The sequence below is a fragment of the Sulfitobacter delicatus genome, from assembly GCF_900102535.1.
Taxonomy (GTDB): domain Bacteria; phylum Pseudomonadota; class Alphaproteobacteria; order Rhodobacterales; family Rhodobacteraceae; genus Sulfitobacter; species Sulfitobacter delicatus.
Genome location: NZ_FNBP01000003.1, coordinates 192,059 through 204,607, shown reverse-complemented (window position 1 = coordinate 204,607; position 12,549 = coordinate 192,059). Strand labels below are relative to the sequence as shown.

Here is a 12,549-nt window from a genome sequence, read left to right as displayed (position 1 = left end):
GGGAAAGCTTAGCCACGGCGTCCGGCCTCCGCTTCGGTTTCTTCCAATGCGCGGCGCGCGGCGCGGCCCCGCCATAGGGTCACAACAAGCAAAGCGGCCAAGAGCAGCAGAGAGACCGCATAGGCCGACATGACCTCGCTCGCATATTTTCCAAGTTCCGGCATCATGCCCCCCGGTTCATCCGTGCCCGCAGTGCCGAGGTCCGGCGCAGGCGAATTTCAGTTCCGGTGCGGTAGACCACCAGCGCCAGAAACAGCAGTCCGAACCCCAGCATCGCCATGACCAGCGGATAGAAGAACACATCGGCCACACTGCGGTTGCCGGTGGCCACGGGGATGCTGGTGCCCTGATGCAGACCTTGGTTCCAAAACTGCACCGCATAGCGCGACAGCACCGCAAAGACCGACCCCACGAGGCAAAGCACCGAGGTCAGGTCGGCTGCCGTGTCCGGGTCTTCGACCGCCTGCCACAGCGCGATATAGCCAAGGTAGAACAAGAACAGGATCAAAAAGGACGTGAGCCGCGGATCCCACGCCCACCATGTGCCCCACATCGGCTGGCCCCAGATGGCGCCCGTTACCAATGCGATCAACGTCATCACCAGTCCCACGGGTGCCGCGGCCTTGGCCGCAAGCGCGCTGACGTGGTGGCGCCGGATCAGCCAGATCAGCGAGGCGACCAGCATCATGAACCATGCGTTAATCGCCATCAGCGCGGCCGGCACATGCAGATAGATAATTTTCACCGTGCTGCCTTGGCGCGCATCGTCAGGCGTACCAAAAAAGCCCCAGAGCAATCCCACACCGGTAAAGACCGCCGCCAGCGCCCAAAGCGCAGGCTGCACCCGCGCAGAAAGCGCGAGGAATTTGACCGGGTTTGCGTACTGCCAAAGGGACATGAAGACTACCTATCGCGCGGTTGGGTGGTGCTCAATGCACGATTTCGCGGGGTCATCGCAACCCCATACGCAGCACCGCCGCTGCGGCAAATGGCATCAGTGCAACCACCGCAAGGGTCAGCCCCGCGAGCATGAGCAAGGGTGTCGAAGCGTCCAACCCCGCAGCCCCGCGCCGCGCGACCTCGGCCCCGAAAATCAGTGTGGGAATATAAAGCGGCAGCACCAGAAGCGACAACAGCAGCCCGCCGCGTTTGATCCCCACCGTCAGCGCCGCGCCAAAGGTGCCGATCACCGAAAGCGCCGGGGTGCCAAGGGCGAGTGAGATTAAGAGCCAAAGATGACCGGGCGCTGCGAGTTGCAGCATCACCCCAAGAAAGGGGGCCGCCAGCACCAACGGCAATCCTGTCGTCAGCCAATGCGCCAGCGCCTTCACCGCCAGCGCCCCTTCCAGCGGCAACGGCGCGGTGAGCAGCAGTTCCAGCGAGCCATCCTCTAGGTCCAGCGCCAGCAGGCGGTCCAGCGACAGCAGGCAGGCGAGCAATGCGCCGAGCCAGAGCACGCCCGGAGCGATGGCTTGCAACAGTTGCGCTTCAGGGCCGACGCTGAATGGCACCAGCATCACCACAATCAAGAAGAACGCGAGCCCTAGGCCAAAGCCCCCGCCTGCCCGCAGCGCCAGCCGCAAGTCTCTGAGCAACAGCGCTCTCATAGGAACGCCGCATCGCTGGCGCCGAGATCGGCATCGGGGGCGGCGCGGTAGGCACTGACGTCGAGCACCTGTGCCTCGACACCTAAATCGATATGCGTGGCCATTAGCGCCGAGCCGCCCGCCGCCAGATGCCCGCGCAGCACGCTGCCGAAAAGTGCGACAGCATCGGCGTCTAGCGAGACTGTCGGCTCGTCCAACACCCAGATGGGCCGCCCGGTTACCAAGAGCCGCGCCAGGCCCAGGCGGCGCTTCTGCCCGGCGGAGAGCGTTCCTGCGAGGCGGTCCGCGAGAGGCCGCAGCGCATAGCCATCAAGGGCGGGTGAAAGGTCTGACATGCCAAAGACTTGCGCCCAGAAGCTCAGGTTTTCGCGGACGGTCAACATCGCTTTCAACCCGTCCGCATGGGCGGCGTAGGCGACACGGTCTTCGGCACCCTCTATCCGTCCCGACAATGGCTCCTGCAGCCCCGCGATACAGCGCAGCAGCGTGGTCTTGCCCGCACCATTCGGCCCGCGCAGCACCAGCGCTTCGCCGGGCGCTAGCGCAAAGGAGACGCCCGAGAGCACCGGCACGCCGCCCCGCGCTACGCTAAGATCGCTGACCTGCATATGTGCCGTGGCCCCGCGCTCAGACCGGCAGAAGGGCCAGCGCGATACGCCGCCCCTCGCTCAGCAGAATGTTATAGGTGCGGCAGGCCGCGGGGGAGGACATGACCTCAACCCCCAGACCGGCCCCTTCGAGCGTCTCGCGCAGGTCATCGGGGATATGCGCCACTTCCGCTCCGGTGCCCATAAAGACAACATCGACCTTCCCCGCCAGCGCCAAGACGGGCGCCGCGTCCGCCAGCCCGCCCCAGCCGGTGATCCCTTCAGGCCCGATGACCTGCGGACCTTCAACAACCTCGCCACCGATGCGAAAGAAACCGGGGCCGTAGCCGTCAATCGGTTTGGCGTCGGTATAGGTGATCTCGTTCAAACGCATCTCTGGTCCCTCTCCGGCTCAACTGTTCCACAGCGGCAGGCCAAGGATAGCCGATGCAGCGATGACGATATAGGCCACTGCGCGAAAAAGCCGCTCTTTGGCCGGGTCAAATAGCCGCGCCCCGATGATATTGCCCAGTACATTCGGCACCCCGGCGAGCAGCCCAAGCCACAGCACGGGCCAGACCACCTGCCCCGTCGCAGCAAGCATCGCAAAGAGCAAAAGGTCGATGCCCAGCAGATAGAGCAGAAAATTCGCCCGGATCACCGCCGCAGGCCGACGGCTGGCCATATAGAGCAGGATCACGGGCGGTCCGGCGATCCCGGCAAAGCCGGTCATGAAGCCACCCAAAGCGCCCGTCCCCACGACCAGCCGCGCCCCCAACGGCCCGTGATACCGCCAGCCCGCGAGCAGCAGCACCAGCAGTGTCAGAACGACGCCAGAGACGACCCAGCCAAAGCCCGCAGGTGACATCATCGACAGCCCCCAAAGCCCTAGGGGAAGACCGACAAGCACGCCAAGCATCAGTCGGCCCACCTCGCGCGGGGCGCCATTGCGCAGAGCATCCGGCAAGTTTGGGAGTGGGCCGAGCAATTCGGCGGCGGTCATAAAGAGGATCGCTTCGACCGGGGAGAGCACAGAGGCCGCCACCGGCATGATGATCATGGCAGAGCCAAAGCCCGCAAAGCCGCGGACCAGCCCGGCCACGATCACGGCCAGCGCAAGCCATGCCACCCCGGGGGTGGCGATGGCCTGCGCCAGCGTGTCAGGCATCAATATTGGCGAATTGCGTGCCCGCGCCCGCGTCGGGCTTTGACCAGTCGCGTTTCACGCCAAGGTAGAGCACCACATTCTTGGCAACATAGACCGAGGAATAGGTACCGACCACAACGCCCCAAGTGATCGCGAAGACAAAGGCGCGGATCACGTCACCGCCCAGGATCAGCAGCGCGATGAGCGCCAGCAGCGTGGTGCCCGAAGTCATCAAGGTGCGGCTCAGGGTCTCATTGACCGAGAGGTTCATCACCTCCCGCAGGGGGCGTTTTTTGTATTTGCGCAGGTTCTCTCGCAGCCGGTCAAAGATCACCACAGTGTCGTTGATCGAATAGCCAATGATGGTCAGGATCGCGGCCACCACCGGCAGGTCAAAGCGGATCTGCAGAATGGAAAACAGCCCGATTGTCAGCACCACATCGTGGAACAGCGCCACCACAGCGCCGACCGAGAACTGCCATTCAAACCGCAGCCAGATGTAGATCAGGATCGCCGCAAGCGCTCCGCCTACCGCCAGAAACGCCGTCTGGATCAACTCACCGGAAACCTTAGGACCAACGGATTCGACGGACGTGAACTTGATGTCCGGTGACACTTCCTGCAGCGCTTTCTGGATCGCCTGCACCGTGTCGGTCGTCGCGGCCTCTTGCCCCTCCTGCGCCTGCACACGGATCATCGCCACATGCTGATCGTCGCGGAAGCCCGGATCAAAGACTTCGGAGATGGTCACATCACCCAGTTCCAGCGGGCTCAGCGCATCCCGGTAGGCACCAACGTCAACCGCCTGCGCGGCCTCGGTCCGCAGCGTGGTACCGCCGCGGAAGTCGATGCCAAAGTTCAGCCCCATCACGCCCCAAGCGATCAGCGACAGGATCATCGCCACCACGGAGGCACCGAAGGTGATCTTGGCATAGCCGAAGAAATCGAAGTTCGTATTGTCGGGTACCAGCTTTAGTCGCATGTCAAACCTCGATTGTCTTGGGACGGCGGCGTTCAAACCAGATCACCACCAGCAAGCGGGTGACGAAGAAGGCGGTAAACACCGATGTCATGATGCCCAGCCCCAGTGTCACGGCGAAACCGCGGACCGGGCCAGAGCCTAGGGTAAAGAGGATCACCGCCACGATGAAGGTGGTGATGTTGGCATCCAGAATAGCACTAAGTGCACGTTCGTAGCCCAGAGAGATCGCCCGAGCGGCCCCCTTGGCATTGCGCTGTTCCTCACGGATACGCTCAAAGATCAGCACGTTGGCGTCCACCGCCATCCCGACGGTCAACACGATGCCCGCGATACCCGGCAGGGTCAGCGTAGCGCCAATGAGGCTCAGCAGGCCAAAGATCAGCCCGACGTTGATGATCAGCGCGATATTGGCGAAGAAGCCAAACAGACCGTAAGACGCCCACATGAAGAAGAGCACGGCGACAAAGGCCACCATCGTGGCGATCTTACCTGCGTCGATGCTGTCTTGGCCAAGCTCTGGCCCGATGGTCCGTTCTTCGACAAAGCTCAGCCCCGCAGGCAGCGCACCGGCGCGCAGCAGCACGGCGAGATTGGTGCTTTCCTCAACCGAGAACCGCCCAGTGATGATGCCCGAGCCGCCGGGGATGTGGCTTTGAATGGTCGGCGCGCTGATGACTTCGTCATCCAGCACAATGGCAAAAGGCGCGCCGATGTTCTCGGCGGTGTAGTCGCCAAACTTGCGGGCGCCATTGGTGTCAAAACGGAAGGAGACGGCAGGTGCGCCGTTCTGGTCAAAGCTCGGCTGCGCGTCGACCAGTTGTTCACCCGTGACAACAGGAGCGGTCTCGATAGTGTAGAACACGCCCTGCTCGTCCGCAGAGGGCAGGATCGCATTGCCGATTCCGGGGTTGGCATTCTCATCGCTGCCGCGGTTGACGACCGGGTTAAATGTCAGCTGCGCCGTGGTGCCGATAATGGCTTTCAACTCAGCTGCAGAGCCGATGCCCGGCACCTGAATGAGGATCCGGTCCGCACCCTGACGCTGGATCGTGGGCTCACGGGTGCCTACCTCGTCGATCCGGCGGCGCACGATTTCGAGGCTCTGTTGCATGGTGCGCTCGTCGGTCGCCTGTTTCTCGGCATCCGACAGAGTAATGGAAATCACGCCATTTGCACCGCTCACGTCAATGTCGCTGCCGCCTGCCCCGGTTACGGTGGTGACGGGACGCGCCAAATCGCGGGTGATCTGCAACGCTTCGGCCATTTTGTCGGGATCGTTCAAACGCACCCGCAACTCACCTGCAGGAGCCTCTTCGCGCCGCACGGGCGTCAGGCTGCGCAACGCATCGCGCACCTCGGGCCATTGAGCCTCCATCCGGCTCTCATAGACATCAGCCAGCTGAACTTCGGCCAGCAAATGCGCACCACCGCGCAAATCGAGGCCGAGGTTTACCAGCCCCGAGGGCATCCATTCCGGCCAGAGCGCACGCTGCGCTTCCAGCTCGGGCGTGCTGCCCTGCACTTCGATGGCCGCAACGGCGTCATTGTGCTGCTCGACAGGGGTGTAAAAGGCATTGGGAAGCGCCAGCCAAAGTCCCGCCAAACAGGTCAGGACGATGACAATCCGCTTCCACAGATCAATCTGTAGCATGGTTCCGCCTTTGGGTTGCGGCCTCGGGGTAGGGTTTATTTCGCGGGTTCGGTCTTGGACACGACGGTCGCGATGGTGGCCTGCACCACGCGGATTTTCACACCATCCGCGATTTCGACCTCAAGCTCGCCGTCGTCCTTGACCTTGGAGACCTTACCGATAATGCCCCCTTGGGTGACGACCTGATCGCCCCGGCGCAGACCTGCGACCATGGCTTGATGTTCCTTGGCTTTCTTCTGCTGCGGGCGGATGAGCAGAAAATACATGATCGCGAAGATCAGGATCAGCGGCACAAATTGCTGGATGCCTTCCATGGGGGTCGTCCTTTTCGATGGGTATTGGGCCGCCTGAGGGGCCTTAGGAATTTGGGCAGAACCTATGCGCGGCAGCAGCGGGGTGCAAGGTGCAAAGGCGTAGGTTTATAGGGGCGCGGGATGACATGGATCGCCGCATGGTTGCGGCCCCTACCACCACGCTGCGCTTTAAGGCATAACGCCTTCTAACCGACTCACCTGATCCCGAGGACAGACCCATGCACGACATCCGCGCCATCCGCGACAATCCCGAAGGTTTCGACGCCGCTCTTGCCCGCCGTGGCGAGGCTGCAATGTCCGAGGCCGTGCTGTCGCTCGATGCCGCGCGCCGGGCCAAGATTGCCGCCGCCGAGACCGCGAAGGCAGAGCAGAACAAGGCCAGCAAAGAGGTCGGCGCGGCCAAAGCCAAGGGCGATGAGGCCGAGTTTGAGCGCCTGCGGGCGCTGGTGAGCGACAAGAAGGCTGAAGTCGCGGCGATGCAGGCCGAGGCGCAGGAACTGGATGAGCAACTTACCGACATGTTGGCCCGCATTCCGAACAATCCGGCGGATGATGTGCCCGAGGGCGCCAATGAAGATGATAACGTCGCAGTGAAGACTTGGGGCGACAAGCCAGCCTTTGATTTCACCCCTGTCGAGCATTACGAGATCGCGGGCGTCAAACCCAATATGGACTTTGAGACCGCCGCCAAGACCTCCGGCGCGCGTTTCGTGATGCTGAAGGGCGCCGTGGCGCGGGTGCATCGCGCGCTGGCGCAGTTCATGATCGATACCCATGTGGACGAGAACGGGCTCACCGAGGTCAATTCGCCCGTGCTGGTGCGCGATGAGGCGATGTATGGCACGGATAAGCTGCCGAAATTCGGCGAGGAGAGCTATCAAACCACCAATGGCTGGTGGCTGGTGCCGACCTCCGAAGTGCCGCTGACCTATTCGGTCGCGGGCGACACGCTGGAGCAGAGCGCCCTGCCGATCCGGTTGACCGCGCATACGCTCTGTTTCCGCTCTGAGGCGGGCAGCGCGGGTCGGGATACGGCGGGCATGCTGCGCCAGCACCAGTTTGAAAAGGTCGAGATGGTCTCCGTGGTTCATCCCGATGAGAGCGATGCCGAGCAGCAACGCATGGTGGGCTGCGCCGAGGGTATTTTGGAGAAGCTGGGCGTGGCTTACCGCACTGTGATCCTTTGCACCGGAGACATGGGCTTTGGCGCGCGGCGCACCTATGACATCGAGGCTTGGGTGCCGGGGCAGGATTGCTACCGCGAGATTTCGTCGGTCTCGACCACCGGAGATTTTCAGGCGCGGCGCATGAATGCGCGGTTCAAGCCCGAAGGTGGTGGCAAGCCGCAGTTTGTGCATACGCTGAATGGCTCGGGTCTGGCGGTTGGGCGGTGCTTGATCGCTGTGTTGGAAAATGGCCAGCAGGCGGATGGATCGGTGAAGCTGCCTGAGGTGCTCGCAGGGTATCTGGGGGGCAAGACGACGCTGACAGCGGAAGGCGTGCTCGCCTAAGGCTATCACCCAGCCCGGAATCAAGCCGCAGGCGCCGGGCTATCGCCTGCCCGCCCCCCCGGGTAGGCGATTTGGTAAGGCTGGGTGCGACATTGAGAACGCACATCACGGCTGAACCATAAAGTGGCATGAACTAACGGTCAGATCGCCCACCCACGGGCAGGCGCTGGCCCTTGGTTGCCGAAGGCAACTGGCGCTCTAGGATTAAATGTACCGCAACATCCAATCCCGCGAGGCCCCCGCTTGCCCAAATCATCCCGCACCCTGATCGCAGCCCTTGCGCTGCTGCTCAGCATCGCCTTCGCCGTCTCCCCCTTCTTTGTCCCCAGCTTTTCAGGCTTCGACCCCAACCAATTCCCGATCCCGCAAGACAACCCACCCGCGCAGCCCGCAGGCTATGCCTTCTCGATCTGGGGCGTCATCTACCTCTGGCTGATCGTCGGCCTCGCCTACGGCCTGCTGCGCGCCCCACGCGACGCACAATGGCATGACATGCGGGTGCCGCTCTGCCTGTCCCTTGCGGTGGGCGCCACATGGCTCGCAGTAGCCACCATGAGCCCGATCTGGGCGGCGGTGCTGATCTGGATCATGCTCATCACCGCGCTTATCGCCCTCTTCCTCGCCCCTGTCGATGACCCGCTCTGGGCCGCGGCTCCGGTGGGCCTCTACGCGGGCTGGCTCTCAGCCGCCTCTTGCGTGTCACTGGCGCTGCTGGCGGCGGGCTATGGCTATCTGGAAGGGCAAACCGCGGCGGTGGTCTTTGTCGGCCTCGCGATTGCCATCGGCGCCGGGGTGCAGACCGCCTTAGGACGCACGCCGACCTATGGGCTGGCCGTCATCTGGGGGTTGATCGGGGTCATCGTGACCAACTGGGGCGAAACGCCCGTGGTGGCCTATCTGGCGCTTGGGGGCAGCGTCGTGATCGCGCTGCCCACCCTGCGTGCCTTCCGGCGGGGCTGAGGCTCCGTCGCTTAGTCTTTGCGCCGCCCGGCGGTGTGTTTGCGCAGCTTGGATGGCGCGGCTTTCTTGCGGTTCTTGTAAGGGTTCGCATCCGACTGGCCGCGCATCCACAGGCGGATCGGCGTGCCGGGCATGTCAAAGTCGACGCGCAAGCCATTGACAAGATAGCGCGAATAGCTCTCCGGCACCTTGTCGGGATGGCTGCACATCACCACGAAGCCCGGCGGGCGGGTCTTGGCTTGGGTCATGTAACGCAGTTTGATCCGCTTGCCCTGCGGCGCGGGGGGCGGATGCGCCTCCATCATGCCCGAGAGCCAGCGGTTCAGTTGCGCGGTGGTCACACGGCGGTTCCATGTCTCATAGGCGCGCATAATCGCGGCCTGCAGACGGTCGAGGCCCCGGCCCGTCTTGGCGCTGACGGTAATCAGCGGTGCGCCACGGAGCTGCGGCAGAAGGCGCTCGAAGCTCTCTTTAAGGTCGCGCAGCTTTTCTTGGCGGTTTTCTTCGATGTCCCATTTATTTACGGCGACAACGACGGCCCGGCCCTCGCGCTCAGCCAGATCGGCGATGCGCAAATCCTGCTGCTCAAAGGGGATTTCAGCATCGAGCAGAACAACCACAACTTCAGCAAATTTCACCGCGCGCAAACCGTCGCTGACGCTGAGCTTCTCGAGCTTCTCCTGCACCTTTGCCTTTTTGCGCATGCCAGCGGTGTCGAAAATCCGCATCGGCACCGCCTCGCCATCCGGCCCGGCCCAGTCGGTCATCAGCGAGATCGCGTCGCGGGTGATCCCGGCCTCGGGGCCGGTGAGCAAGCGGTCCTCGCCCAGAATCTGGTTGATCAGCGTCGACTTACCCGCATTGGGGCGGCCCACCACGGCGACCTGCAACGGCTTGGCGCGTGTGGGCATCGGGACGGTTTCGGCTTCGAGATCGGCATCATCCTCGGGCAGGTCCACATCCGTCTCGGGCGCGTCCTGCACGGCGCGGTCTTCGTATTCGTCGGCCAGCGGCATCAGCATCGAATAAAGGTCGTTCAGCCCTTCGCCATGTTCGGCAGAGAGGCGGATCGGCTCGCCCAGACCCAGCGAATAGGCTTCGATCATCCCCGCATCGGCGGCTTTGCCCTCGGCCTTGTTGCCCGCCAGAATCACATGCGCGGATTTCTTGCGCAGGATTTCGGCAAAGACCATGTCAGACGGCGTCACGCCGACGCGGGCGTCGATCATGAACAGACAAATGTCGGCCATATCAACCGCACGTTCCGTCAGGCGGCGCATGCGGCCCTGCAGACTGTCGTCGGTGACTTCTTCGAGACCGGCCGTGTCGATCACGGTGAAACGCAGGTCGGCCAGTTTGGCCGCGCCTTCGCGCAGGTCACGGGTCACGCCGGGTTGGTCATCGACCAAAGCAAGGCGTTTGCCGACAAGACGGTTGAACAGCGTGGATTTGCCGACATTGGGACGGCCCACGATGGCGAGGGTAAAGGACATAATTCAGGCTCCGGGCCCCGGTTGGGCCACTTCAGACACGCGCCTTAGCCTATTTGCGGCCTAACGGAAAGCGTGCAATTGCCCCTTGGTGGACACGACGTAGAGCGTCCCGCCTGCCACAACGGGCGCAGTGGTCGCGCCGCCGGGGATTTGAGTGGTGCCCGTGAGGCCGCCGCTCACAGGGTCAAAGCTGCGCAAGACACCGTCATTAGAGGCCACGATGACGCGCCCCCCGGCGATGATCGGGCCGTAATGGGCGACGACTTCGGACTGCTTTTTCGGCTTGTCTTTGATAAAGTTCGGCAGCGGCGTGCCCCAAATGCGCTGGCCAGTGCTGGCATCGAGCCGCACCAGTTCATTCAGGTCGGTCACCGCAAAGACGGAATCACCTGCGGGCCAGACCGGACCGATTGCGCCATCACGGGCGACCCATTTGCGGTCCCCGCTGTTCACATCCAGCGCGGCGAGGCGGCCAGAGTAGTTGCCGACATAGACGGTATTGCCCGACACAACCGGCGCGCTTGTGACATCGCTGACAAAGCTCATCGCGCGGCCCGGACGACGGCCCAGAACAGACGTCGACCAGCGTGCCAAACCGCCTTGGCGGAAGGTGCCCTGCACCTCACCCGACCCGAAGGCAAAGATCGCCAGATCGCTGGTCACGGCAGGCGCTGGTGCGCCGAGCACGTTGCTCAGGCTGGTGGTGGCACCGGTCTGCCACTGGATGCGGCCATCGGATTTCCGCAGCGCCCAACCGGTGTCGTCACCAGCTGTGAAATAGACCAAATCGCCCGAAACCGTCGGTGTGCCCGAGCCGGTCGCGTCGAGGTCTTGAGTCCAGCGCACACCGCCCGTGGTGACATCAAGGGCAGCCAGCACGCCGAAACCGACGGAAACATAAAGCGTGTCGCCATCAATGGCGAGCCCGCCGCCCGTGGCTTGCCCCTGACGGTCGGTGGAGGGGGTGAGATCACGTGTCCAAAGGGTCTGCCCTGAGGTCGAAGTCGCCGTGACCTGTGCGCCTGCGTCCAGTGTAAACACGCGGCCGCCCGCCACAACCGGATCGGCGGTGATGCGCAGCTTGCGGCTGTCGCCCGCGCCGATCTTCGCGCTCCAGACCGGTTGGAGGGCCGAGCGCAGGGCGGGATGGCTCACACGGGTCGCCGGCGAGCCAATGCTATGGGTCCAGCTTGCGTTATTGACGGTGCCGCCCAGAGAAATGGCGCGGCTGGTATTTTCAGGAACGGGGTCGGTCGTCGCCACGTCAAAGGCCGCGTCTTCAGGTCCGGGGTTCTGCAGAACCGAGCGGATATCTTCGCGTTTGCCGGGCAGATAGGTCTGCTTGTCCTCACAGGCGCTCAGGAGCAGTGCGGCGCCGATTGCGCCCACCACGCCAAGACCACGCAGACCCGGCGTACCGGTACCAGTGTTGCGATGCTTCGTCATGGACCTGCTCACTTTCTGTCTTCCTACAACCTGTACAGCCCCCCGCGAGGGAGGCCTTCGCCTGTCACTCGTCCGCTGGCGCAGACACGTCCAGAGCAGCTTCGGCATCGGCGCCATTTAGCGCCGGTTCCTCACCCAAGGCCACAATCACCTGAAGGGCGCGTTGTTGCAAGTCCGGGCTGGTTTCTGCATCAGAAAGAATGGATTGGTAGCGCGCAACGGCCTTATCAGTCTCGCCTTCGCTAATGTCGATCAGGGCCAGTTGCTCCTCGGCCAAGAGCCGCAGTGGCGCGCCGGGCTGGGCGAGTGCCTCAAGCGATTGGCGGCGCTCGGCGACGGGGGTGCTCTTGCCCTGAAGGGTCACGGCTTTGAATTGCGCCATCTGCCGGTAAATCGCATCGACTTCCCCGTCCACGGCAATGGCATCAAGCTGTGCCACGGCGGCGTCGATATCCCCTGCTTCGGCCAGCGCATCGGCGTGCATGAAGTTCAACACGGCGCGCGCGCCCGGAGCCTCTGCATTCACATCGCTCAGCGCGTCAGCCCGCGCAGCGCTGCTGTCGGCCTCAAGTGCTGCAAGCATTGCATCGCCCAAGGCTTCGGCCTCAGCGCGTTCCTGCGACTTGGTGTATTCATTCCACGCGGCAGCACCGACGATCAACACCACGGCCAGTATCGCGATCCAGCCATAGCGGCGCAGATAGCCATAAAGCCGGTCGCGGCGGACCTCTTCGTTCACTTCATCGATAAAACTGTCGGTATCGCTCATCGCGCCCTGCCCCCGGCTTGGTTTTGCCCCTCTTATCGCGGGTGGGCTGCCAAGCCAAGACCCCGCGAACCATGCGGGGAAC

At 63.3% G+C, this 12,549-nt stretch carries 14 protein-coding genes; 2 read left to right on the top strand and 12 right to left on the bottom strand.

What is annotated here, in order from left to right; translation table 11 throughout:
- Positions 1 to 8 precede the first annotated feature (8 nt).
- Genes ccmD through yajC form a run of 9 tightly spaced genes read right to left on the bottom strand, consistent with a single transcriptional unit; the run spans position 9 to position 6,288 of the window.
- Entirely contained in the window at positions 9 to 167 is a 159-nt protein-coding gene (gene ccmD / locus BLS57_RS07365; RefSeq protein ID WP_167356383.1) for a heme exporter protein CcmD, read from the bottom strand.
- Complete coding sequence (ccmC, locus tag BLS57_RS07360; RefSeq protein ID WP_093740743.1) at positions 164 to 898, bottom strand: heme ABC transporter permease CcmC; 735 nt, start codon at positions 896 to 898, stop codon at positions 164 to 166. The genes ccmD and ccmC overlap by 4 nt, the downstream gene beginning before the upstream one ends.
- Before the next feature lie 52 nt (positions 899 to 950).
- Positions 951 to 1,607 (bottom strand): heme exporter protein CcmB, encoded by a 657-nt coding sequence (ccmB, locus tag BLS57_RS07355; RefSeq protein ID WP_093740741.1) that lies wholly within the window; start codon positions 1,605 to 1,607, stop codon positions 951 to 953.
- Positions 1,604 to 2,215 carry a heme ABC exporter ATP-binding protein CcmA gene (ccmA, locus tag BLS57_RS07350; RefSeq protein ID WP_093740739.1) on the bottom strand — a complete coding sequence of 204 codons (612 nt, stop codon included), beginning with the start codon at positions 2,213 to 2,215 and terminating at the stop codon, positions 1,604 to 1,606. The genes ccmB and ccmA overlap by 4 nt, the downstream gene beginning before the upstream one ends.
- A gap of 19 nt (positions 2,216 to 2,234) precedes the next feature.
- On the bottom strand, positions 2,235 to 2,588 hold the full coding sequence (locus BLS57_RS07345) for an Mth938-like domain-containing protein (RefSeq protein WP_093740737.1): 354 nt from the start codon (positions 2,586 to 2,588) through the stop codon (positions 2,235 to 2,237).
- 18 nt (positions 2,589 to 2,606) lie between these two features.
- Positions 2,607 to 3,362 carry a sulfite exporter TauE/SafE family protein gene (locus BLS57_RS07340; RefSeq protein ID WP_093740735.1) on the bottom strand — a complete coding sequence of 252 codons (756 nt, stop codon included), beginning with the start codon at positions 3,360 to 3,362 and terminating at the stop codon, positions 2,607 to 2,609.
- A complete protein-coding gene (secF, locus tag BLS57_RS07335; RefSeq protein WP_093740733.1) occupies positions 3,355 to 4,323 on the bottom strand; it encodes a protein translocase subunit SecF in 969 nt (322 codons plus the stop codon). Before secF ends, BLS57_RS07340 begins: the two co-directional genes overlap by 8 nt.
- A gap of 1 nt (position 4,324) precedes the next feature.
- Complete coding sequence (gene secD, locus BLS57_RS07330) at positions 4,325 to 5,974, bottom strand: protein translocase subunit SecD (RefSeq protein ID WP_093740731.1); 1,650 nt, start codon at positions 5,972 to 5,974, stop codon at positions 4,325 to 4,327.
- Between the two features lie 35 nt (positions 5,975 to 6,009).
- The gene (gene yajC, locus BLS57_RS07325) at positions 6,010 to 6,288 is read right to left on the bottom strand and encodes a preprotein translocase subunit YajC (RefSeq protein WP_093740729.1); all 279 of its coding nucleotides are present in this window, start codon (positions 6,286 to 6,288) and stop codon (positions 6,010 to 6,012) included.
- A gap of 218 nt (positions 6,289 to 6,506) precedes the next feature.
- Here yajC and serS point away from each other — a divergent pair, with 218 nt between their 5' ends.
- Both serS and BLS57_RS07315 read left to right on the top strand, forming a co-directional pair.
- Positions 6,507 to 7,799 (top strand): serine--tRNA ligase, encoded by a 1,293-nt coding sequence (gene serS / locus BLS57_RS07320; RefSeq protein ID WP_093740727.1) that lies wholly within the window; start codon positions 6,507 to 6,509, stop codon positions 7,797 to 7,799.
- Positions 7,800 to 8,042: 243 nt separating this feature from the next.
- On the top strand, positions 8,043 to 8,759 hold the full coding sequence (locus tag BLS57_RS07315; protein ID WP_093740725.1) for a tryptophan-rich sensory protein: 717 nt from the start codon (positions 8,043 to 8,045) through the stop codon (positions 8,757 to 8,759).
- Positions 8,760 to 8,770: 11 nt separating this feature from the next.
- On the opposite strand, the gene der is transcribed toward BLS57_RS07315, so the two are convergent.
- The 3 genes from der to BLS57_RS07300 all read right to left on the bottom strand — a co-directional run bounded on the left by der (position 8,771) and on the right by BLS57_RS07300 (position 12,467).
- Positions 8,771 to 10,252 (bottom strand): ribosome biogenesis GTPase Der, encoded by a 1,482-nt coding sequence (gene der, locus BLS57_RS07310; protein WP_093740723.1) that lies wholly within the window; start codon positions 10,250 to 10,252, stop codon positions 8,771 to 8,773.
- 60 nt (positions 10,253 to 10,312) lie between these two features.
- Positions 10,313 to 11,698 (bottom strand): PQQ-like beta-propeller repeat protein, encoded by a 1,386-nt coding sequence (locus tag BLS57_RS07305; protein WP_093740721.1) that lies wholly within the window; start codon positions 11,696 to 11,698, stop codon positions 10,313 to 10,315.
- Between the two features lie 64 nt (positions 11,699 to 11,762).
- A complete protein-coding gene (locus BLS57_RS07300) occupies positions 11,763 to 12,467 on the bottom strand; it encodes a tetratricopeptide repeat protein (RefSeq protein WP_093740719.1) in 705 nt (234 codons plus the stop codon).
- Positions 12,468 to 12,549 lie beyond the last annotated feature (82 nt).

Bases quoted from the DNA above. Each gene is read 5' to 3' on its own strand.
- BLS57_RS07305 (WP_093740721.1), bottom strand. From the start codon at position 11,698: ATGACGAAGCATCGCAACACTGGTACCGGTACGCCGGGTCTGCGTGGT.
- ccmD (WP_167356383.1), bottom strand. From the start codon at position 167: ATGATGCCGGAACTTGGAAAATATGCGAGCGAGGTCATGTCGGCCTAT.
- secF (WP_093740733.1), bottom strand. From the start codon at position 4,323: ATGCGACTAAAGCTGGTACCCGACAATACGAACTTCGATTTCTTCGGC.
- ccmC (WP_093740743.1), bottom strand. From the start codon at position 898: ATGTCCCTTTGGCAGTACGCAAACCCGGTCAAATTCCTCGCGCTTTCT.
- ccmB (WP_093740741.1), bottom strand. From the start codon at position 1,607: ATGAGAGCGCTGTTGCTCAGAGACTTGCGGCTGGCGCTGCGGGCAGGC.
- der (WP_093740723.1), bottom strand. From the start codon at position 10,252: ATGTCCTTTACCCTCGCCATCGTGGGCCGTCCCAATGTCGGCAAATCC.
- secD (WP_093740731.1), bottom strand. From the start codon at position 5,974: ATGCTACAGATTGATCTGTGGAAGCGGATTGTCATCGTCCTGACCTGT.
- BLS57_RS07300 (WP_093740719.1), bottom strand. From the start codon at position 12,467: ATGAGCGATACCGACAGTTTTATCGATGAAGTGAACGAAGAGGTCCGC.
- yajC (WP_093740729.1), bottom strand. From the start codon at position 6,288: ATGGAAGGCATCCAGCAATTTGTGCCGCTGATCCTGATCTTCGCGATC.
- BLS57_RS07340 (WP_093740735.1), bottom strand. From the start codon at position 3,362: ATGCCTGACACGCTGGCGCAGGCCATCGCCACCCCCGGGGTGGCATGG.
- BLS57_RS07345 (WP_093740737.1), bottom strand. From the start codon at position 2,588: ATGCGTTTGAACGAGATCACCTATACCGACGCCAAACCGATTGACGGC.
- serS (WP_093740727.1), top strand. From the start codon at position 6,507: ATGCACGACATCCGCGCCATCCGCGACAATCCCGAAGGTTTCGACGCC.
- ccmA (WP_093740739.1), bottom strand. From the start codon at position 2,215: ATGCAGGTCAGCGATCTTAGCGTAGCGCGGGGCGGCGTGCCGGTGCTC.